General features: G+C 62.9%; 14 protein-coding genes and 2 pseudogenes. 2 read left to right on the forward strand and 14 right to left on the reverse strand.

Features of this window, described 5'->3' with window-relative positions:
• Positions 1-212 precede the first annotated feature (212 nt).
• Positions 213-2,597, reverse strand: coding sequence for a hypothetical protein (locus tag FJ319_10705; GenBank protein MBM3934752.1), 2,385 nt, complete (start codon positions 2,595-2,597; stop codon positions 213-215).
• Between the two features lie 187 nt (positions 2,598-2,784).
• Positions 2,785-3,789, reverse strand: a complete 1,005-nt coding sequence (locus FJ319_10710; protein MBM3934753.1) for a hydrogenase expression protein — start codon at positions 3,787-3,789, stop codon at positions 2,785-2,787.
• A 51-nt stretch (positions 3,790-3,840) separates the two neighbouring features.
• On the opposite strand from FJ319_10710, the gene FJ319_10715 reads away from it, so the two are divergent.
• Positions 3,841-4,557: an HAD-IA family hydrolase gene (locus FJ319_10715; GenBank protein MBM3934754.1), complete on the forward strand. Its 717-nt coding sequence runs from the start codon at positions 3,841-3,843 to the stop codon at positions 4,555-4,557.
• Here the strand turns inward: FJ319_10715 and FJ319_10720 are convergent.
• The 8 genes from FJ319_10720 to FJ319_10755 form a co-directional block, all read right to left on the reverse strand.
• On the reverse strand, positions 4,554-5,888 hold the full coding sequence (locus FJ319_10720; GenBank protein MBM3934755.1) for a flagellar biosynthesis protein FlgA: 1,335 nt from the start codon (positions 5,886-5,888) through the stop codon (positions 4,554-4,556). The two genes, FJ319_10715 and FJ319_10720, sit on opposite strands and share 4 nt — an antisense overlap.
• Before the next feature lie 13 nt (positions 5,889-5,901).
• The gene (mfd, locus tag FJ319_10725; protein MBM3934756.1) at positions 5,902-9,459 is read right to left on the reverse strand and encodes a transcription-repair coupling factor; all 3,558 of its coding nucleotides are present in this window, start codon (positions 9,457-9,459) and stop codon (positions 5,902-5,904) included.
• 214 nt (positions 9,460-9,673) lie between these two features.
• Positions 9,674-9,904 (reverse strand): type II toxin-antitoxin system HicA family toxin, encoded by a 231-nt coding sequence (locus FJ319_10730; protein ID MBM3934757.1) that lies wholly within the window; start codon positions 9,902-9,904, stop codon positions 9,674-9,676.
• Positions 9,891-10,097 (reverse strand): type II toxin-antitoxin system HicB family antitoxin, encoded by a 207-nt coding sequence (locus FJ319_10735; protein ID MBM3934758.1) that lies wholly within the window; start codon positions 10,095-10,097, stop codon positions 9,891-9,893. The genes FJ319_10730 and FJ319_10735 overlap by 14 nt, the downstream gene beginning before the upstream one ends.
• A complete protein-coding gene (locus tag FJ319_10740) occupies positions 10,094-10,969 on the reverse strand; it encodes an MBL fold metallo-hydrolase (GenBank protein MBM3934759.1) in 876 nt (291 codons plus the stop codon). Before FJ319_10740 ends, FJ319_10735 begins: the two co-directional genes overlap by 4 nt.
• 50 nt (positions 10,970-11,019) lie before the next feature.
• Complete coding sequence (locus tag FJ319_10745; GenBank protein ID MBM3934760.1) at positions 11,020-12,822, reverse strand: hypothetical protein; 1,803 nt, start codon at positions 12,820-12,822, stop codon at positions 11,020-11,022.
• An 11-nt stretch (positions 12,823-12,833) separates the two neighbouring features.
• Complete coding sequence (locus FJ319_10750; protein ID MBM3934761.1) at positions 12,834-13,367, reverse strand: hypothetical protein; 534 nt, start codon at positions 13,365-13,367, stop codon at positions 12,834-12,836.
• A gap of 157 nt (positions 13,368-13,524) precedes the next feature.
• Positions 13,525-15,543, reverse strand: coding sequence for a VWA domain-containing protein (locus FJ319_10755; GenBank protein ID MBM3934762.1), 2,019 nt, complete (start codon positions 15,541-15,543; stop codon positions 13,525-13,527).
• Between the two features lie 252 nt (positions 15,544-15,795).
• Between FJ319_10755 and FJ319_10760 the strand changes: the two are divergent.
• Positions 15,796-16,842: pseudogene (locus FJ319_10760) on the forward strand (mandelate racemase/muconate lactonizing enzyme family protein).
• 100 nt (positions 16,843-16,942) lie between these two features.
• On the opposite strand, the gene FJ319_10765 reads toward FJ319_10760, so the two are convergent.
• The 4 genes and pseudogenes from FJ319_10765 to FJ319_10780 all read right to left on the reverse strand — a co-directional run bounded on the left by FJ319_10765 (position 16,943) and on the right by FJ319_10780 (position 20,811).
• Positions 16,943-17,629 carry a 50S ribosomal protein L25 gene (locus FJ319_10765; protein MBM3934763.1) on the reverse strand — a complete coding sequence of 229 codons (687 nt, stop codon included), beginning with the start codon at positions 17,627-17,629 and terminating at the stop codon, positions 16,943-16,945.
• A gap of 109 nt (positions 17,630-17,738) precedes the next feature.
• A complete protein-coding gene (locus FJ319_10770; protein ID MBM3934764.1) occupies positions 17,739-18,113 on the reverse strand; it encodes a type II toxin-antitoxin system VapC family toxin in 375 nt (124 codons plus the stop codon).
• Between the two features lie 164 nt (positions 18,114-18,277).
• Positions 18,278-18,508, reverse strand: a pseudogene (locus FJ319_10775) (AbrB/MazE/SpoVT family DNA-binding domain-containing protein).
• Positions 18,509-18,702: 194 nt separating this feature from the next.
• Entirely contained in the window at positions 18,703-20,811 is a 2,109-nt protein-coding gene (locus FJ319_10780; protein MBM3934765.1) for a hypothetical protein, read from the reverse strand.
• Between the last annotated feature and the right edge of the window lie 689 nt (positions 20,812-21,500).

Here is a 21,500-nt window from a genome sequence, read left to right on the forward strand (position 1 = left end):
TCTCCACGCCCAAGGATCGAAAGCCGGGTCCAGATCACCCTTGGAGATCGAGACTGATTCAACCAAAACCAGTCGTACTGACAAAATCACTGAGCAGTAAGACTGACAAAGTCATTGAGCATTGACACGGATGCAACAAAACGGACTGGACCCGGCACTCACTTCCAGTGCCGGGTCCAGCCACTCTCATCGACGCCTCAAGGTGCGGCCGCTTACTGGTTCCAGTAATTGGGGTCCAGGAAGCTTATGGACTTGTACTTCCGGGACTTGTTGCCCGTGTTGTGCATGTTGTCCCGGCCGTCCTCGAAATAGAACTGCTCGAGCGAGTAGGATGACGCCGGCGACCAGTTCAGGGGCATGTTGCGCAGGTTATTCCTGCGCTCCTGCATGGAGCGGAACGCCCCCGAAAACGCGAGGCCGCCTATCTGGTACTTCTCCTGGGCGTTAATGACGGACATCTCTTTGCCCAGGGCGACGCGCTCGGGTGACAGCATGGAGACCGTCCACCCGTCCGTCAACAGGTCCTGGAGCTTCTTCAGGTTACCGGAGATGTCGGCAGGGTACGTGCCGACAGGAGCGGTCTTGCCCATGGCATCCGTGTACCTGCTGTCCGGACCGGTGGGCGCCATGCCCTGCTCGCCCCGGGTGCTGTAGTAAGTGCCGATGGCCGCGGCGCCCTGGTGCGTAGCAATGGGAGCGATCCTCTGGTTCCCGGACGACCACGGGTTGGAGCCGCCCTCGGACGAGGACCACATTTCAAAGTACTCCGTCGGGTCGATCTTGCGCTGGCCGGTGTATGGCGCGCCCTCCTTGATGTCCAGACGAATGCCCAGACGCGCCCAGTTTGCCTGGTGCATCTGGATGTACGGAAAGTAATCGGCCGTCTGCTGGCTGAACAGCGTCAGCGGTCCCCTCCCGTCCTTCCTGTCCAGGAACCCATCGCCGTTAGCGTCCGTGTAGCCGAGGTCGGCCATGATCTTCTTGGCGCGGGCCAGATCGTAGGTGATATCCAGGGTAGTCCAGTCCTGCCCCGGGAAGTACGGGGTGGACTCGTGCGGGACCATGTTGCGCGGAGTACCAAGGCCGGACGCCACTGTCTCATTGGTGGCGTTCCGGTCCCAGGCCAGGGAAAGTGCGATGCGGAAGTCTTTGGTTCGCAGCAGCGCGCCGATCTCAGGGTCCTGGACGAACTCCTGGTTCACCGTCAGCGTGGAGTCCGCGCCGTCCGGCGAGTCGTGCTTGAACAGGGAGTAGTCGCCCTTCTCCATGTTCGCGATGTAAAGCGGCATCTCGTTGAGGACCATGCCGTTGCGGTTCCAGTCCATCTCTCCGGCCATCATCCTGAACATCGCCACTTCGCGGCTTTCAACTTTGAAGCTCGCGAACTCGTCGGCGTAGGGGAGCTGGTTGCCCTCCGGGTCCACGCCCACGAAGTAGTGGTTGCGCGTCTGTATCAGGCTGTTCTCACCCAGTTCCCTGATCACCCAGCCGCCCATCCAGGAGATATAGTGCTCGCCCTTGTAGATGTAGCTCGGGTCAAAGGTCGTCGGGACAGGCTCCGACGGGATGCCGGTGAAGGCGCGCACGTTCCTGATCGTCGTGATCATCCTGACCCAGTCCGGCTGGTTGTACTTGGTCAGCAGGGTCGGAATCTCCGCCGCGTTGTACTTGACGTGGTACCGCTTGTAAACGTGCGAAGGCGCAACGAAGCAGCGCGGGCACCCCTTGATGCCTGAATATATGTTCATCGCGGACGACTCGGTAATGCCCCAGTTGGGGTCATCGAACGTGATGTAGAAGGTCTGGTCGTCTACGAAGGTTACCTTGAAGTCGTTGCCCGTGATCGGCGAGCGAAGGTCGTTCGGCAGGCCGGGCATGAGCTCCTTGTTCAGCATCAGGTCCTCGAGCGCGAAGCGAACGTCTTCCATGGTGTGCGGGTAGCCGTCCGACCAGCGGGCGCCCTTCCTGAGCTGGAAGGTCAGCCTGCGCCCGTCCTGGCTAACCTCGAACGTCTTGAAAATGCCCGGCACCAGGCTGAGGCCGTCTCCGCTCATGTCGAGGCCGTACTGGAGCCCCGTCGAGTCGTGGTACAGCAGGCCCGTGCCGTAGGTCCGAATTGAGCCTCCGTAAACGCCGATCTCGTTGTACGGTATATATACCTTTACATCTGTGGGCACCGGCAGGCGCTGCTCCAGGGGGAGGATCCTGCCTTGCCTGACGAGGTCTGCCGACATTGGCGATTCTTTGAATTGCGTGGGCACCGGGCCGTCATAGCAGCATGGAGAGAACTCGCCCGGCGAAAGCTTTGGAGGAGTGTACGGCTGGTTGCCCGCGACCGGGGTAGGCGTGGCGCCGGCTGGCGCAGGGGTGGCCGTCGGCTGCCCCGCCGGCGGCTGCGTCGGTGCGGCGGTAGGCTGTCCCGGAGGCGAAGTCGGTTGGGTCGCCGGCGGCGAGGTTGCCGTTGCCGCCGCCGACGTTGGATTGGGCGTCGGCTCATCCTCCCCTGCACACGCCACCGCGGTGGTCAGTCCGGCAGCGGCCACCAGCGCCAGAAATACCCGCCATCCCAAAATCCTGAATCGCAGATCTCCTTTCAAGGTGCTTCGGAGCCAAACGCAAGATTCGAATCTCTCAAAGGGTTCCAGTCTGGGATAGCATGGCGAAATAGCCGTGTCAATAAGCCTAGCAGTGCGATGTATGCCCGTGGACGGGGCCAGGGCGTGGAAAGAAAGGCGAATGGAATTCATGAACTACGATTGTCGAAGCGTGCGTCGCGAATGCGGGTCATGCCGAGAAGAACCGTGCGATCTCGTCGCGGGCGAACGCGGGCATTGGTGCGGCCTTCCCTCCGGAGCGCGCCAGCAGACCGCTGCCGGCCGGGGTGAACCGGCCGATCTCCACCGCCGGTATGCCCGCGCCGGCCAGGGCGCTGGTCACCGCATCGACACTGGTCGGGGCAACCGCGGCCAGGAGAGAGCCCGAGGCAATCAGGCCCAGAGGGTCCAGGCCTGCCGCGCGACAAATCTCCGCGCACTCCGGGAACACAGGCACTCGCTCCAGGTCGATTTCCGCTCCGAGCCCGGACGCCGCTGCCATCTCCGACAGCCCGCCCGCCAGGCCGCCTTCAGTTGGGTCATGCATCGCACGAACGCCCCCCGCGGCCAGGGCCACGGCGCAATCCCTCACGACGCTGATTCCGGGCGTTTGCAGCCACCCGCGGGCGCGGGCTATCGTTGCTGCGCTCACCCCGGCTGCCGCCAGGCGTTCGGGCGCCTCCTGCGCCAGTATTGCCGACCCCTCGATAGCAATCCCCTTTGTGACCACTATGCTGTCCCCTGCCCTCGCGCCTGACGAAAGCACCAGTCTGTGCTTCTCTACCTCGCCCAGAAGCGCGCCGACGGCGATCGGCCGCGGCAGCCCGTACGTGACCTCTGTGTGCCCGCCCACGAGGGTGATGCCGAGGTCCCGACATGCGGCAAGGAGCTGGTCGAAAATGGCCTCCACCCTGGCGGCTTCAATGCCTTCCGGCAGGAGCAACGTTGCCATCATCCACTTCGGAGTAGCACCCGTTACGGCAATATCGTTTGCGTTAACCTGGACCACGTACCACCCGATGCTGTCCGTTGCAAAGGTGATCGGGTCGGTCTTTGTCACCAGGTACCGATCGCCCGCGTAAATGACGGCGGCGTCCACACCTGGCCGCGCGCCCACCACGACGCGCGGGTCCGAAATCTCAATCTTCCCCAGCATCCTGGAAAGGAGATCGAACGGGAGCTTGCCGGCCTGCATGTGACCCTCCGTTGCCGAACAACGTGACGCGAATGCTATCATAGGCGTCATATGATCAAAGCGGTCTTCTTCGACGTGTACGGCACGATTGCGGGGTTTGTGCCTTCGCGCTTCCAGATACAGTCTGAGGCCTGCGCGCCGTTCGGCCTTGCCCTCACGCCGGCTGGCGTGCTGAAGGGCTACGCCGCTGCGGACGCCTTCATGAACGACCAGAACGCCAGGGCGCCCATCAGGCAGATGGACCATGAAGGCAAACGCCGGTTCTTCGCTGAGTACGAGCAACTGGTCTTGCGCGGCTGCGGGCACGAGGTGTCCATTGAGACTGCGGCTGAAATCTGGAAGGGCGTGCGGCGGGCGCCTTACGAAATGGCTACTTTCCCGGATGTTGTGCCCGTCATGGACAGGCTGCGACGGGCAGGACTGCGGGTAGGCGTGATATCCAACATGGACCGACCGGGCACCCAGCTGCTGGCGGACCTTGGCCTGACCGGCCACGTGGACGTCGCCGCCACCTCCGGCGAGGCGCACGCGGAAAAGCCCGACCCAATCATATTCGCGCTCGCGCTGGAGAAGGCCGGGGTTCAGGCCGGTGAGGCGGTGCACGTGGGAGACCAGGTCTCCGCGGATATCGAAGGGGCCATGCGTTCCGGCATCCATGCGGTGCTGATAGACCGCGACGGCAACCACCCGTGGTTCGACAGGTGCCCCCGCATCACGTCGATGGAGGAGCTGCCGGGCATCCTCGAGGCGATGGGAGCGAAGGTCTAGCTCCCGTTCACCTGCTGCCGCATCTTCCAGGCGAAGCCCCCTTCGGACGGCCGCACATCTTCCACTGTGAGAATTGCTCCCTTCTTCACCGGCCGCAGCACCCTGGCGCCGTGGCTCAGCCCTATGGGCAGCAGGCACTGCCGGTCCGACTGCGCAGCGGACACCACAATCCCGTACACCGTGTACCCGCCTTCTCCGTCGAGCGTCTCCCCGGGCCCGAGATCGCGCTTCGCGGCGGCGGCTACCTCCGCCACGCGGGACTTCGGCGCGCCGGTCGGCTCGCGATAAAGGTACGCCTTCGCGATGGACATCGGCGTCTCCATGCCGATCAGATGGAACGGCCTGTACATGAGCCCGTAACGCCCGGACGGGTCCACCGCCACGCCGTACTCCTTCAGGCAGCTCCGCAGGTATTCGCTGTCGCTGGTGATGACGACGAAGACTCCCCACCGGAGCGAGTCGGCTATCTGCGTCCCGTCGCGCCTCAAGGAGCTCACGACCTCCACCACGTTGCGGCCTTTGAGGACCCCGCCTTCGCTCTCCGGGATGAGCAGCGCCGGTATCTCCGCGATGCTCGCGGGCGGAAAGTGCATGCCGGGCACGTCCGGGGTCAGGCCGGTCATGTTTGCGACGGCGCACATTTCCACCGCCGACTTCGTCCCGTCCAGGAACGAGTTGTACATGCGGGCGTTCAGCACCTGCGTTGCAGGGTCGTCCAGCCTGTAGCCGTAGCGGGTGAGCGCGTCGTCCGGAGTCGCAAAGCGGAACTCGGGGATGTACATCGTCCCCTTGCCGGCCGCCACGACCTCAAACCCCATGCTCACAGCCCAGTCGAACAAGTCCTCGATGATCGCAGGCTGGTCGCCGTACGCCAGCGAGTAGACCACCCCTGCCCTGTCCGCCATGCGCTTGATCTGGGGTCCAACGAGCACGTCGGCCTCAACGTTCACCATGACGATGTGCTTGCCCGCGGAGATCGCGCCGTGGGCGTGTCGGGCCCCTGCGTCAGGATCCCCGGTCGCCTCGACCACAACGTCCACGCCCGACTCCAGCGCAACACGGATATCGTCCGTGGCGACGGGCCGGCCGGACGCGATGGCGTCGTTCGCAGCGGAGGCCGTGCGCGCCCGCACTACCGCATCGCCGCGATACCCGGCCTGGACGAGCGCTGCCGCCGCGCGCTGCCCGCTCATGTCGCAGGCAACGGCCACCTCCATCCCGGGCGCGCGCCTGATCTGGGTCATCATCATCGTTCCGAAACGGCCGCAGCCGATCACGGCCACCTTGATGGGCGTTCCGGCCTCGTCCAGCGCCTGTAGACGCTCTCGCATATGGCTTCCTTTCTTATCCCGGCACGGCCCTGGCGAACTGGGCCGACATCTGCTCCTTGAGGTTGAGCATCCTGTCCACAGCGTCCGCAAGGGGCCTTTCCCAGCCGTCCGGCATGGCGGTCAGGTCAAGTCTTATCTGCGTGTTGCCGACATCTGCGTTCGGGCCGAGCATACGCTTCAGCGCCTGCTTTGCGCCGCCTGTGTCGCCGCGGAGCTTGATAACGATGTGCTTCGGCTCGCGGCTTATCGACTCAACGCCGCACTGTCCTGCCTTGATCTTGAGGCGGACGACGTACATGAGGTTCTCGACCTGGAACGGCAACGGGCCGAACCTGTCCTGCAGCTCCGATTCGATCTTTGTGATCTCTTCCAGGCTGGTAGCGCTGACCATCCGCTTGTAGATGTTGAGTCGTATGGGCATGTCTTCGATGTAGGAGGGCGGAATATTGGCCGGAATGCCGAGTTCCACGCTCGCCGGCTTGGCATCGTCCTTGTGCTGCGGCGCCGCCTCCTGCGGCTTCGCTCCGTTCGCCTTCTGCGCGGCCCGCTGTGCCCGCAGCTCCTCCACGGCGTCGCTCAGAAGCCTGGTGTAGAGATCGAAGCCGACCGCGTGGATATGCCCGCTCTGGTCGGCGCCCAGGATGTTGCCCGCGCCACGAATCTCCAGGTCCTTCATGGCGATCTGGAAGCCCGCGCCGAGCTCCGTGGCCGCCAGCATGGTCTTGAGCCGCTTTTCCGCCGTCTCCGTGATGCTCTTGGCCGGCGGGATGAGCAGATATGCGTACGCGCGGCGGGATGAGCGGCCTATGCGCCCGCGAAGCTGGTATAGCTGCGCGAGACCGAATGTGTCCGCCCGGTCGATTATGAGCGTGTTGGCGTTGGGTATGTCCAGCCCGGACTCAATAATCGTTGTGCAGACAAGCACGTCCAGCTCGCCGTTGCCGAATGCGAGCATCACCTTTTCCAGCTGGTCCTCCCCCATCTGGCCGTGGCCGATGCCGACCCGCGCCTCCGGCACCAGCTTGTTGATGTACTCCGCCATGTACTCGATGTTATAGACGCGGTTGTGGAGGAAGAAGACCTGGCCCTGGCGGTCCAGCTCGCGCCGCACCACTTCCCGGATCAGCTCGTCGCTGAATTCGGAAACGTAAGTCTTTATCGGCAGCCGTTCGTCCGGCGGGGACATGATCGTGCTCATATCGCGGATGCCGGCGAGCGAGAGATGCAGCGTGCGCGGGATAGGAGTGGCGGTGAGCGTCAGCACGTCCACCTCGTTGCGCATCTGCTTGAGGCGCTCCTTGTGGACGACGCCGAAACGCTGCTCTTCATCAATAACCACCAGACCCAGGTCCTTGAACTTGATGTCCTTCTGGATCAGGCGGTGGGTGCCGATCAGGATATCGATCTCGCCCTTCGGGAGCTTTTCGATGATCTCCTTCTGCTCCTGCTCCGATCTGAACCGGCTGATCATCTCTACCCGTACGGGGAAGGCCTTGAGACGCTCCGAGAAGGTGTTGAAGTGCTGCTGCGCCAGCACGGTCGTCGGCACCAGTATTGCCACCTGCCTGCCCCCCATAACCGTCTTGAAGGCTGCGCGCAGCGCGATCTCTGTCTTGCCGTAGCCCACGTCGCCGCAGACCAGCCTGTCCATGGGCTTCGGCGCCTCCAGGTCCTCTTTTACTTCTTCCAGTGTCCTGACCTGATCTGCAGTCTCTTCGTACGGAAAGGAGTCTTCGAGCTGCACCTGCCAGGGAGTGTCCGGCCCGGATGGCCTGCCCTCCGTGAGCTCTCGCGAGGCGTAGAGCGTCAGCAGCTCCGCCGCCATCTCCCGTGTGGAGCGCTCCACCTTCTCCCTGGTCTTCTTCCACTCCTGGGTTCCAAGGCGCGTTAGCGAGGGCGCCTTGTCCATGGGCGCAACGTAAGGAGTCACGCGGTCCAGGTGCTCCATCGGGACGAACAGCTTGTCGCCCTCGGCATACTGGAGTATCAGGTACTCCCGGTCGCCCTCGTCACGAGGGTTGCGCCCGGTGCCCATGAACTTGCCGATGCCGTGCTCCACGTGGACGATATAGTCGCCCGGGTGAAGCTCGTTCAGCAACGTATCGCGCCTCATCGTCTTGCGCCTGGAGGCGCGGCGGTGCTTGGCCACGCCGAATATCTCGGCGTCGCTGAGGACGACCAGCTTGCGTCCGCTTACGGCGGCCACCCAGCCGTTGCTGAGCCCTGCGCCGGTGGCCTGCAGTATGGTGATGGTAGACGGCTCCGGCATCTTCTTCAGCCTGGCCGGGTTCTCTGCCTTAATGCCGTGCTCTTCCAGTATCTCCACCAGACGTTTGGGCACGGAGCTCATGCAGACCACGCGGTGGCCATCGGAAATCATCCCGCTCACGTCATCCGCGAAGCCGGCCAGGTTGCCGAAGAACTCCGGCGCCGAGGCTAAAGGTAGGGTGAACGCGTCCTGCTGGGTGAGCTCTTCGGCGCCCCACGGTGTGATATCAACCCGCCGGCCGATTCCACGCATCTTGTCGTCCACATCTTTCCAGCCCATGTGCGATGACGGGAACAGGTGGGGAAGCTCGCCTCGCTGCTCCTTAACTTCGCGAAGGTCGTGGGTCCGCTCCTCCAGGTCCCATGCGGCGGAGACGATATCCGAGGGGCGGAAAAGCACCAGAACGGCGCTGTCCGGAATGTAGTCCAGGATTGAGCCGAGGTTGAAAAGGCCGCCGTAGAAGTGAGGGTCGTCTATATCGCTGCCGTTCAAGAGGAGGTCTATTTCCTCGCTGATGCGGTCGCGGGCCTCCCCCGTGCAGTTGGACACATCGATGCGGCTCAGGAGCCTGTCCATGTGCTCGCGATCGATGAGCCCTGGCAAGGTCTCACGGGCAGGAACGATGTCGATTGCCTTGACGACTTCCCTGGATAACTGCGTTGCGGGGTCGAAGAGCCGAATGCTGTCCACTTCGTCTCCCCAGAGCTCGATGCGGGCGGGCCAATCGGAGTTGACGGGGAAGATATCGATAATGCCGCCGCGACGGCTGACGAGACCCGGCGCGTCCACGGCGGGCTCCACCTTGTAGCCCATCGCGCGCCAGTGTGCCAGGGTCTCGTCCATCTCAAGCCTCTGCCCTGCCCTGACGGTATGCGTATTGGATTCGAATGTCTTCCTGTCCACCGTCTTTTGGACCACGGCGGAGGTGGAGGCTATGACCATGGTGGCGGCCGCGGCCGGGCCGGTGAGCGCGTAGAGTGCCCGCAGGCGCTGCTGCGTGGTGTACGGGTCGGTAACGAGTCGCTCGAACGGCAGCGTCTCCGTCTCAAGGTAATGGAGGACGGCGCCCTCGTCGGCGCTCCAGAGCGCTGCCTGCTCCGCAAGGCGGCGGGCGTCCTCAGGTCGCGGCGTCACCACGATCATGGGTGCGCCCAGTCGAGCTCTCAGCGTAGCAAGGGACGCCGGCGCACCCTCGGGCAACACCTGCACGCGCAGGCTCACGCGGTCTTGCTTCAACGCTGACAGCAGCCTCTTGAACTCGGGAGCGGTCTCGAAAAACCCTCCGAGAATGCTCAGACTCATCCTGTGGCCTTTCTCACTATTGACGTGGGCGGTTCCGTTCCAGCGGAACGGGAAAAAGGCCAGTCCGCCGAAATGGGACTAGCCTGTCAGTAATTCTATCACGCCCGGGCACGGGGACGTGTCCGGGCTTCTCTTGCGATTACGTCGCTAGCGCGAGGTTTTCCACCCGCGCTCGGAAATATCGACGGCCGTGCCGTCCACGCTCGCCCACTTCTTAGCCCGACAGGATTGAAAACTCATCGGTGCTGAGTCCCGCTTGGCGGATAATGCTGCGAAGCGTTCCTGTCGCAATCTCTCGATGTTCCGGAACGATGACTGTGCGCGTATGTCCACTGGCTACTTTGACGAACTTTATGTGGCTCCCTCGCCGCGAATGCACGGCAAATCCAGCCGCAATCAGCCTTCGCCGCACCTCACGAAACGGCAAGGGATTAAGCGGCGCCAACTTCCACCTCAATAGTACGCAGCTTGGGCGCAGCTTCTGGCATTGGCTCTTCGAAGTACAACTCCAGCGCTTCGCGGAGATTGTTCAGGGCTTCGAGTTCAGACTCGCCCTGGCTCGCCACGTCCACCTCAAGGCACTGGGCCACGTACTGGGCTTCTTCCTTCCATACGCTTGCCGAGAATTTGCGCTTCATGCCTTCCTCCCTACCTCCACCGTCATAAGCTCGTCGGTGAAGATGACCTCGCCATCGTAGACCTTCTTAATGTCGGCCATACCCTTCGCCATCGACTCCGGCTTTGAAAGGTGGGGGCCTATGTGCGAAAGCACAAGCGACTTCACTCCGGCCGCCTGCGCCATCTGCGCGGCGCCGACGGTGCCGCACTGGCCGCCGCCCTCGCCGTTTTCATTCATCCGGTCCTGGTCGTCCCAGCACATGCAGACCATCGCATCCGCGTTCTTCGCCAGGCAAATTACAGACTCGCACGGCTGCGTGTCGCCGGTGAAGACGACGCTGCCTTCAGACGTATCGAACCGGTACGCGAGGGAGTCCAGGAACGGCTGCACGTGCTCGCCCGGCGCCGCTGTGACCTCCCAGTCGTTGCCTGAATAGACCTTGCCGGCGAGGATGTCCTTCGCCGAGATCTCCGGCGGCCTCCGCGGCAGTTTGCCGCCGCGGTTGACGTACACCTTCTGGCTCAACGGGTGTCCGACCCGTGCCTTCCAGTCGTGCGAAAAGACGCCGATTTGCTCGTCCATCAGCCCCTTTGTAATGCGCTCCGTCGGCTGCGGGCCGAATACCTGGAGCATGTTCTCCTTGCCTATGCTCTGGTCCCACCGGCAAAGGAGGAAGCAGGGGTAATCGATGTCGTGGTCGAAGTGGTGGTGAGTGAAGAAGAGGTGGTCGATCTTCGTGGGCCACAGGCCAGCCTTGACCAGCTTGTGCGTAGTCGCCGGGCCGCAGTCGATCATGATCTGCCGGACGGCAGCCTCAAGCACATACGCAGAGCCGAACCTGGTCGACGTTGGGGTCGGCGTCCCCGCGCCGAGCACATAAACGCGTGCCATAGCTAATGCTCTACCTCCCAGGAGATTACCCGAAGTTTAGCAGAAGCTCGCTACCTGTACGACACCACGTCCACGCGGTCCCCGCGCGCTATCACCAGCACGCGCTCGCCCGCCGCCGCCGCGACCCGCTCGGCCACCGCGCCGGCGTCCGCCCCGCCTTCCGCCAGGCCGGCATCGGCGTCCGCCCACCTGAGGGTGGTCACTCCATATCCAAGCGCCGCCTCCAACGCCGCCACAAATGGCCCTCCCCCCTCCGCCACCAGCACGGAGACCTGCTTCCGCGCCGGGCGCTCTGCTACCTCGGTCTCCTCAGGCGCAAGGCGGCGGTCCTCCCGGTAGACCATCCAGTAGTACGGCAGGAAGATCGCCACCGGCGCCAGTAGCGACAGTGCCCCCTGAGCGCCTTCGAGAATCTGCGACGGAGTCCCTTCAAGGACCTCCCGCAGGATGACGAACAGGAAGAAGCTCACGCTCCCCAGAAAGGCAAGCATCCCCGCGCCAAGGACGAGGAATATGAACATTCGCCTTGGCTGGGAGTTCCGCTCTGCTGGGCCCACGGCCTCAGCCTTGAGCCGCGCCCTGCGCCAGTAGAAGCCCCACAGCGGCCCGCCAATTATCCCGAGCGTTAGCGCCAGGTCCAGCGCATCGCGCCAGGCGTCCGCGCCCGTGATTACGCCATCGCCTGACTCTGTGACGAGGCGGATGAACATGCCGGTCAGGTTCATTATTCCTGTCGCCAGGGTGAAAAGGCCTATCGCAGCCAACAGGTACGCATACGACTGCCGCGCGGACTGCGTTGGCTGCGGGTGGTCTCTGGCCTCAGTTGTGGCGACCATCGCGTGGTAGACCAGTATTCCCGCACCCACAATGACCGAAGCGACAGTGCCGGAAAGGAAGCGGAAGTGGTCGGCCGCGGGGAGCTCCGGCACGCCCACAACCCATTCAAGCAGGCCGTAGACCGTGACACCCACTGCGATGATGACTGTGAGCAGCCCGCCCAGGATTGCGAGCAGGTAGAGATAGACCTGCCTGAGCGTGGAATCGTAGTCGCCTCGGGCGCGATGCAGCCAGTGGTCAGCCCACGCAGGCCAGTTCACCAGGGCAATCGCAAGGTATGTCTTGAAGCTGTCGTTCCAGAAGCCGCCCCCGACCACCCTCAGCCCGGTCACGGCGTCGTATGCGTCCCGCAGTATCGTGTGGATGACCAGCGCAGTACCTGTGGCTGCGGCCGCTAATGTCCCCGCAGCGACGATGTAGAGGTAAAGCCGCCTCACCGCCAGAGTCTCCGGCGTCGGCTGACCCTCCGCGTCCTCGAGACGCATATGGAAGAACCAGACGGCCTCCCAGACAACAAACGCTGCCCATGGAAACGCGGCGAACTCCGTCCCTCCGAACAGGAATCGGACTATAGCGACTCCTGTGCCGATGACGAAGCCGATCGACGTTAGCAGGACGAGGTATATGTATGCCTTGCGGAAAACCGACCGCCGCTCCGCGGGCATTGTCGCAACGTAGCGGGTGACAGTCCGCCAGTGGAACCACCATAGGGGCAGGCCCACGACGGTAAGGGCTATTCCGAGCGCGACGCCTTCGCTGGAACCGGAGACGGCCGCGCCGCCGAATATGGCATCGAGCACGGCGACGCCCAGCAGGACAACACCGGTGGTCGCCATAGTGAGGGCGGCAAAAGACACGATGTAGAAGTAGAGCCGCCGCACGGTGCCGATGCCAGGGTCCAGGTCCGGCGCCTCGCTACGCCGCCTTGTCAGCGCGACGATGCCGTAGACAATCACGGCAATTACACCGGCCATGAAGAGCAAGGGGACCAGGGCCAGGAGGGTTGCACTGTCCATTGCTGTGCCTCCTAGCTTCCCGCCGACGGTGTCGGCGACGGTCGCGGCGTGGGCGTTACAGGCACAACCGGCAATGGCTTCGGCTCACGGTACGCCATGCAGCCCACAAATGGCCACTGCGGGTCCTCAGTGAACCGCCACTGCCCACTCTCCTGCCTTAGCCGGTAAACGTAGTCGGAGCTGTACTGTCCGGAACCAAACAGGCCGTCGCTGGAGACGTATGCCACCCGCAGTGTCACTACCGCCGCGCCCGCGACCATGTCTGTATCGCGCAGAGTCACGCGGTTCTGGCCGAGCGTGGACCTGGCGTATGCGCCGTCGCGCGCGAACTCGTCGACGGTGCAGCCGTCCCTGAGCTCCGCGCCCAGGTAACCGTACGCCTCGGTGTAGTCCTCGTCTTCGAGCGCCTTCAGGTATAGCTGCACCGTGCGCTCCGGGGTCCCGTCTGCGAAGACCTCTTCTTTCTGTGTGAGCGCAATCGCGATGCTCGCAACCAGCAGCACCGCAACGAATATGCCGCCTCCAATCAGCCACATCCTGGACATCAGGTCACCTCCTGTCAGGACACTTTTCGGGTCGATGGCGTTACGCCTTCATTATCCGTCAATTCGTCATCCGGCGCACTACGAAATACTGCCGGCGGAACAAAAACGAGGGCGGCCACGCGGCCGCCCTCGTTGAACAGTCTTTCGCTGCAACTGCCTAGCGCAGCACTCGTTTGCTGCTATTCAGGTAGTCCACCATCACGTACTGGCCAAGTTTGTCGGCCGTCGTATAGAACGCCCTGCCCTGGTTGATCTTCGTCATCTTGTCCACAAAGTCCACCAGGTACGGGTTCGACTCAAGCATGAACGTGTTGATCTTGATGTCCGCCTCGGTGCACCGCTTCACTTCCTTCAGCGTCTCGTCGATGGTCTTGTAGCTCGGCGGGTAGCTGAAATAGGCGCGGTCTTCCTCGAGGTGCGCCGTGGGCTCACCGTCGGTGATCATCAGTATCTGGCGCGTAGCCCCCTTGTAGTTTGAGAGGAGCTTGCGGGACAGCATGAACGCGTGGTGCATGTTCGTCCCCGCGCCGTAGGTGTTCCATGTGAGCTTGGGCAACTCTTCGCCTTTGACCTCGATAGCGTAGTCGGAGAACCCGATCACGTAGAAGTGGTCGCGCGGGAACTTGCTCTGGATGAGCCAGAAGAGCGCCAGTGCAACCTTCCGCGCGGCGGCGAAGTTGCCCATAAGCCCCATCGACCGGCTCTGGTCAACCAGGAGCACGGTAGCCGCCTGCGTGACGTGCTCGGTGCGGTTGATCTCCATGTCCGGCGGCGTGATGTGCACAGGCAGGTCGCCGCCCTCTCGCGTGACGGCGTTGAACACGGTCCGCACAAGGTCCAGGTCGAACGGGTCGCCGTATTCGTACTGCTTCGTCTCTGCAGTCGCTTCGCCGCTGGCGCCGCGCTGGTATAGCTGGTGCTGGCCCGCCCTGTCCTTCTTTAGCTCGGAGAAGACCTCCTTGAGGGCCTGCTGCGCCACCTTGCGGATGCCTCGGGCCGTCAGCTCCAGCTTGCCGTTCTCGTCCTTGAGATAGCCGGACTCCTGGAGCTGCTTCAACACCTGCTGGAGCTGCTCAAGCTGTTTGCGCGCGTCCTCACCCAGCGTCTCTTCGACCAGGTCCGGGTCGATGGCGCTGACGTCGCCGTTCCGGATGGCGCGCGAGATCTGCTTCTCAAGCTCGTCGATAGATTCGAGGCTGTCCATCAGGTCCATCGCCTCTTCCATGGCGACGGACTCATACGGGGGAAAGTCGCGCGCGGCCTCGCTCAACGGCAGGAGGCTGAGGACCTGACCTGCCAGGTCGGAAAGCTCCTGCATGAGCTCGGGGTCGATGCCCGGCGCGGTCATCTGGTCCAGCTCTCCCCGCTGCTGCGGCGACATGCTCCGCAGCAGTGCCTGCATGGCGGACATCTGCGCCTGCATCCGCTGGATCAGCTCGTCCAGGCTTCCCGCACGGTTCGGATCGAAGTAGTCGCCGAACTCCTTCATGAACTCGTCGAACTTTGGGTCCTTCCCGTTCGACCGGTCGCGCAGCATCTGGTTGAGGGCGCGCGTCATCTTCTTGAGGTCTTCTATCTGCTGCGGCGTGATCTCCTCGAGCTCCTGCCGCATCCTGTCCAGGAACTGCTCCATCATATGCTGCTTAAGCATATCCATGAGCTCCTGGAACTTGCGGTGCGCCTCCGGGTCCATGAAGTCGTAGTCGCTCAGCTCGCGAATCGCGCCTGCCGTGCTGTCCGGAAGATTGTCCAGCGCCTCGTTGGCCTTCTTCGCGCGGTCCTCCAGAAACTTCATGGGGCCCTTCATGGACTCCGCCTGCTTGGGGTCCCCCTTGAGCTGCTCCCGCGCAACCTGGAGACGCCGCTGGATGCCCTGCCGCTCAGTCTCGACAACGTCCTGCAGGCGCTCCTTGATCTCGTCCATCATCTTGCCCATGTTGTGCTGGGAGAGCTGCTCCCGGCGCTGCTCCTTTAGCCGCTCCATAAGGTCGCGCAGGCCGTTGACCTGGCGGTCGTTCTGCCGGTCGCGTACGCCGCGCTGGAACATGTCCCTCAGCGCCCGGTCCACGTCGCCGTGCTCCAGGATGTCATGGGAGAGCGCGTCAAGGAGCTCGTCCTCGTTGAGGCCCGATATCTCCTGGCTGCCGTCCCACTTTGAATATCGATAAGTAGTCATCAGCTACCTTTCAGGCAACTCCACAAGGGGTTGAACTGCTATGCTGCCATAATACTACATGTACGGCCGATTTTGTCCATCCAAGAATATGTAGTCCAAACGTACGTGTTGCGTAGTCCCCATCGGCGGGGCCGTTTCAAGCCTCCGTCGTCGTGATATATTTACACGAACGTTTTGACCGCTTCCAAGGAGATATCAGGCGTGAAGATCACCGATGTGAAGGTTGAAATCTACCGGTGGCCGCGTCACCGGCCCATCCGCAACGGCATGTATGTCTACGCCCACTCCGGGCTGAACCTGCTAAAAATCGAGACGGACCAGGGCATCACGGGCCTCGGGTTCGCCGGCGGACTCACTGACGACGGCAAGATGGTGGCGACCGCGGTCAATCACTTCAAGAATCAGATCATCGGCATGGACCCGCTGAACAATGAGCAGGTTTGGGCAGCCCTGTGGCAGCCGAAGCTGATCGGCCGCCGCGGCGTCACGACGCGCGCCATCTCCGGCATCGATATCGGCCTGTGGGACATCCGCGGGAAGGTCGCCAACATGCCGGTCTACAAGCTTCTCGGCGGCTTCTCAAGCGCGGTCCCCGTTTATATCGCCGGCGGCTACTACGAGGAGGGCAAGGGACTGAAGGATCTGGCCCAGGAGATGGAAGCGGCGCTCAAAATGGGAGCGACGGCTGTGAAGATGAAAATCGGCGGCGTACCCATCCACGAGGACGTGGAGCGAGTTCGAGTGGTCCGCGAAACGGTCGGCCCGAAGATCAAGGTAATGGTGGACGCCAACTGCGCCTACCGCCACTACGACGCCGTCCGCATCGCCGCGAAGATGGAGCCGTACGACCCATTCTGGTTCGAGGAGCCCGTGAGCCCGGACGACTACAAGGGCCACGCCCACATCGCCCAGCACACGACCATCCCGATAGCGACGGGCGAGAACGAGTACACGCGGTACGGCTTCCGCGACCTCATCGAAAACCGCTCGGCCTCCATCCTCCAGCCGGACCCGCTCATCATGGGCGGCATCACGGAGATAAAGAAGGTGGCCGCGCTCGCCGAGGCGCACGACATCCCCATATCCCCGCACGGCATGCAGGACATCGGCGTGCATGTTGTGGCGGGCGTGTCCAACGGACTGATCGTGGAGTACTACAGCGGCTCAACCGACCCCATGTACGACAGGACGTTCAAGAACCCGCTGCTGCTAAACAAGGGCCTGCTCAACCCGCCCGAGCGCCCGGGCTTCGGCGTGGAACTCAACGAGAAGGAGCTGGCGAAGTACCGCGTAGGGTAGTAGTCGGTAGTCGGTAATCGGTAGTCGGTTGAAGGATAAACAGAAGGGTCCGCCAACGCGATGTTGGCGGGCCCCTATTTTTGTGCCTTGTGGAGCTATGTTAGCCCTTGCCGCCCTTGGCGGGAGCGGCCGCTTCCTTGGCTTCGCCCTTCTGGGCGGTCGCCTCAGGCGCCTTCGCGGCCTCGCCCTCGGCAGCGGCCGCAGCAGCGGCGCCGACAGGCGTGCGGTCGACGGCCTGCGGCATCGCCTTCACCAAAACCTCGTGCGGGTCCATGAGGATCCTGATGCCCTCGGCAAGCTTGATGTCCTCGACGCGGATCGCCTTGTCGAACGTGGTCAGCGGCGCGAGATTGATGTGTATCTTGTCCGGCATCTGGAGCGGGAGCGCCTCCACCGTCAGGTGGTTGTGCGATATGTACAGGATACCGCCGGAGGCCAGCGCGGGCGCCTCGCCCTCGGTGATAATAGGCACCTCGGCCTCCACCTTGTGCGTCACATCCACGCGTATGAAGTCCACATGGAGATAGTCCTCCGTGACGGGGTGGCGCTGGATCTCGCGGAGGAAGCAGATGTTCTCGCCCTTGCCGCCGTCGATCTCGACCGAGACCGGGTGGTTCGTGCCTGCCTTCGGCACCAGGCGGCGGAGCACCAGGGCGTCCACCTGAAGGGACTGCGGGGCCGTGCCCTCGCCGTAGAAGTGCACGGGCACAATGCCCTGCCTTCGTAGCTGCTTGACCTTTTTGCCGGTCACAGTGCGGGGCGCGAGCTTGATGCTGAGTATGTCCATTAGAGCTTCTCACTTTCGACGTGAAACGTGGTCTGACCCTCGGCATGGCGAGAGACAACCCTGCTAGTATAACACAACTTTCCGGCAGCGCCAGATTCCGGGACGGGCATCACCTGATCAGCCGCACCTCCACGCCCACGCTCACTCCCGACCATGCCTTATCGGTCGTCAGAACCGGCAGACCAAGCCGAAGGCCGAGAGCGAGGCATGCCCGGTCGCCGAATGACAGCCCATGCCTGTAAGTAAGCCCACGGAGCAGAGCAGCGACCTCTGCATCCGAATCTGAAAACGGGACGAACGACAGGCCGAGGGCACGTATGCCCTCCAGCACCATTGTGGAGTCGGCAGAGCCCTCCATCACCTTCTGCAGCGCCTCGGAGAGGTTCACGGTGGAGATGGCCGAACCGGACAGGTAAGGGATGACGCGCTCTTTGCCCGTTTCATCCTTCAAAACGGCGAGAAGTGCGGACGCGTCCAGCACCATTCCAAGTGGGCGAGAGGTCAATCTCGCCTCCCATGCAGCGTACGTCCGGCTGAGAGGCCGCCGAAGCGTGCCTCAAGCTTCCTGCGCGAATCAGACTCCATCCTCGCGAAGACCTCTTCCGGGTCCCGACCTTGCGACCTCAACTCAGCCTCCGATTCCTCGGCCTCCCTCCGGGCCTCCGTCCTTCTCTCAGCCACCAGCTCATCCGCAAGGCTCACGCCAGGCCGCACAGAGCCTCTCACATGCACCTGAAGCCGCCGCAGAATGTTTTCCCTTGTCTCAAGGACCAGCCGGCCGGCATCCACCCGCGCAACAAGCTGGTCGCCCTCCCCGAGGCCAAGGGCAACCCTGTAGACGGCGGGTAATACCACTCTGCCTTGCGGACCCACGTTCACGAGCCTGAATCCGGACTCCTCTTCCGCGGCAGTGTACGCGGGCTGCTGCCTGACATGGTATTCGACCGATACATCGCTTATCTTTTGAACCGGCTTCCTTGCCATTCCATTACCTCAACCTTGGTGCCATTTACAATATAATTATGGCACAAACCTCGCTCGGATGCCACTTCAGACATTCACGTGCCGGCGCGCTACAGTCTGACCGCTCTGACCAGGTGATTGAAGTGATCGCTGATAAGCAGCACGTCGTTGCCGTAGAAACAGAGGCCGCTGGGGGAGCTGAGACCGGCCTTCGCCGCCGGGCCGCCGTCGCTGTGGTACCCGGCCTTCTCTGCCCCGGCGACCGTCTCCAGCTTGCCGTCCTTTGTGATGCGGCTTACCCGGTTGTTCCCGGAGTCTGAGAAATACACGGTACCGTCGCCTTTGATCGCCACCCCCTGGGGCCTTGAGATAGCAGCTTTTGTCGCCACGGCGCCGTCTGGCGAAAAGCCCTTCTTCCCGATGCCCGCCACTGTGGTAATTGTCCCCTTCGCGTCCACTTTCCTGATAACGTGGCTCGCGCTGTCGGCGAAGTACATGTTCCCCGCCCGGTCGAAGGCGATGTCGTTCGGGCTGCCGATCCGAGCCTTCGTCGCCGGCCCGCCGTCCCCGGTGTAACCGGATATTCCAATCCCCGCCACGGTCGTGATGATTCCGGTTTTTGAGTCCACCTTGCGGATGCGCCCGATCGTATCGCCGATGTAGATGTCGTCGTTGGGTCCCACCGTGACGGAAATAGGGTGGACCAGCGTGGCGCACACCGCCGGGCCGCCATCCCCACGGTCCCAGGGGAACGCCGCGCCGGCGACGTTGTGGATCGTCCCATCCAGCTCAACCCGGCGCACATGGCTGTGGCGAGTGTCGCATATGACAATCCTGCCCCTGGAGTCCACCGCAACGTCCATGGGATTGCCCAGATACGCCTGTGTCGCCTGACCGCCGTCGCCGCCATACGCCCGCGCGCCGTTCCCGGCGACCGTCCGGATGGTCCCGCCCGCGTCTATGCTGCGAATCCTCTGCCCCCACTGGTCCGCCAGGTAGACCGTGCCGTCCGGCGCCGCGCAGATGCCCGCCGGGCCGCAGAGAAAGCCGTTAATGGCCGGGCCGTTATCGTGCACAGATGTCCCGCCCAGCACGGTGGAGACAATCCCCGTCTTACCGTCCACCTTCCTCAGCCTGCCGCCCGTGTCGCCGTAGAAGACGTCGCCGTTCGGGTCAGCCCACAGGCCCACCTCCACCACGTTGCACGTGCTCTCCGTGCCCGGCACGTCCTCCTCGCCGAAGCCCGGCTGTCCGTTGCCGGCGATCGTCGTCACTATCCCGGTCTTCGCGTCCACCTTTCGCACGCGACATCCGTACTTCTCGCCGACGTAAAGGTTGTCGTGGACGTCCACGAATATAGCGTCCGGCATCAGGATGCTCGCCTCCGTCGCCGGGCCTCCGTCGCCGTTCGATGCGCGCTGGCCATTGCCGATGACGGTGGTTACGGTCCTCGTCTTCATGTCTATCTTGCGGACGCGGTCATTGGAGTTATCGCAGACGTAGAGGTTGCCCTTCGTGTCGAAGGCCAGGTGCTCGGGGTGGTAGAACGCGACCGTCTCCGCTGGCCCATTGTCCCCGGAGTACCCGCCAAGGCTGAGGCCCGGCCCATGCGTTGGGCGGCTGTTGCCCCGCTCCGTGGCGAAGTCGCGCGCCTGGTACCCCGCGAAGTGCGTGATGATCCCCGTCTTCGCGTCCACCTTGCGGATATCGTTCGCCCACTCGGAAGAGATGTAGATGTCCCCGTTATCTGCTATAGCTATTCCACAATGCGTATCCAGCTCCGCCTCGGTGGCCGGGCCGCCGTTGCCTCCCCTACCCAGCTTGCCGGAGCCGATCACCGTCGTGATGATGCCGGTATTGACGTCTATCCGCCTGTAGACCTGGTTGGCCAGGTCTGAGAAGTAGAGGTTGCCCTTCCTGTCCTGGGCGAGGTCATGAGGCGCGCTCAGCTGCGCTTCCAGCGCCTGGCCGCCGTCCCCGGTGTAACCGGGCACACCCGTCCCGGCCAGCCTGTGCAGGATACCGACCTTGTTTATCCGCCAGAGGACGTTCATGTGGTAGTCGGCGATGACGAGCTCGCCGGTCTTGTGCCATCGGACGACCCCAAGCGGCCAGCCGGCATCCGCCTCCTTCGCCGGCACACCCTCCTTCCGAAAGGACCCTGCAATTGTGGTGATGGTGCCTGGCTTCAGCTTTGACAAGGTATCGCGAAGCGTCATCGTAGACTCCTGGTGAGTATTTCAGGGTGTTGGAAGAGTTAAAGGAGGGCACGCTTTGGGGGCGCCATCTGGCGCACCGCGGTGACGAGACGGGGTTAGTTAACCACAAACGGGTCCCGGCCTCAAGAAGATGTGGCGCGGCTGAGAAGGCTGAAGAACTCTTCGACCGAATAGCTGGAGTGAAGCGGGTGACTCATCTTGAGGCTCGAATTCACGGAGTAGATGTTCTGCTTGCCATTCTTTTCTACCTCGACGTACCCCCTCGGCGCGAAGGTCCGCGAGGATGCCTGCGACCGTCCTCTCCGCCAGGTTCAGTGTGTCGGAAATCTCGCGAATTGTGTCCTTGGGGCGGTCAAGAAGGTGAAAGTAGACGACGGCGTGGTTGGTCAGGAAGGTCCATCTCTTGTCTTTACCGTTAGCGGCCATGACTGACCGGCCTACTGGAGTCCACCGCCGTGGGACTCGTACTCATGCGCAACCTCCACGTGAGCCCAAATATGAAATCGGTTGCATGCATGGTAATACATGATGTTTCCAGCATTCAAGTCTCAAAGCCGAACGGGTGTCTTTGCTCAGTGATATTGTCAGTAGGTAACTGCTCAGTGAATATGTCAGTCCATGAGAGGACTACATTTGACCGAGCGAGAAGCGAAGAGAGCACAGATACTGAACCTTGTTCTGGAGGGGCG

The organism is SAR202 cluster bacterium, from assembly GCA_016872355.1.
Taxonomy (GTDB): domain Bacteria; phylum Chloroflexota; class Dehalococcoidia; order Lucifugimonadales; family VGZY01; genus VGZY01.

What these genes read in the sequence shown, in the direction of transcription:
- FJ319_10710 (MBM3934753.1), bottom strand. Translation starts at nt 3,789, where the DNA reads ATGCAGGCCGGCAAGCTCCCGTTCGATCTCCTTTCCAGGATGCTGGGG.
- FJ319_10715 (MBM3934754.1), top strand. Translation starts at nt 3,841, where the DNA reads ATGATCAAAGCGGTCTTCTTCGACGTGTACGGCACGATTGCGGGGTTT.
- FJ319_10720 (MBM3934755.1), bottom strand. Translation starts at nt 5,888, where the DNA reads ATGCGAGAGCGTCTACAGGCGCTGGACGAGGCCGGAACGCCCATCAAG.
- mfd (MBM3934756.1), bottom strand. Translation starts at nt 9,459, where the DNA reads ATGAGTCTGAGCATTCTCGGAGGGTTTTTCGAGACCGCTCCCGAGTTC.
- FJ319_10735 (MBM3934758.1), bottom strand. Translation starts at nt 10,097, where the DNA reads ATGAAGCGCAAATTCTCGGCAAGCGTATGGAAGGAAGAAGCCCAGTAC.
- FJ319_10740 (MBM3934759.1), bottom strand. Translation starts at nt 10,969, where the DNA reads ATGGCACGCGTTTATGTGCTCGGCGCGGGGACGCCGACCCCAACGTCG.
- FJ319_10745 (MBM3934760.1), bottom strand. Translation starts at nt 12,822, where the DNA reads ATGGACAGTGCAACCCTCCTGGCCCTGGTCCCCTTGCTCTTCATGGCC.
- FJ319_10750 (MBM3934761.1), bottom strand. Translation starts at nt 13,367, where the DNA reads ATGTCCAGGATGTGGCTGATTGGAGGCGGCATATTCGTTGCGGTGCTG.
- FJ319_10755 (MBM3934762.1), bottom strand. Translation starts at nt 15,543, where the DNA reads ATGACTACTTATCGATATTCAAAGTGGGACGGCAGCCAGGAGATATCG.
- FJ319_10765 (MBM3934763.1), bottom strand. Translation starts at nt 17,629, where the DNA reads ATGGACATACTCAGCATCAAGCTCGCGCCCCGCACTGTGACCGGCAAA.
- FJ319_10770 (MBM3934764.1), bottom strand. Translation starts at nt 18,113, where the DNA reads ATGGTGCTGGACGCGTCCGCACTTCTCGCCGTTTTGAAGGATGAAACG.
- FJ319_10780 (MBM3934765.1), bottom strand. Translation starts at nt 20,811, where the DNA reads ATGACGCTTCGCGATACCTTGTCAAAGCTGAAGCCAGGCACCATCACC.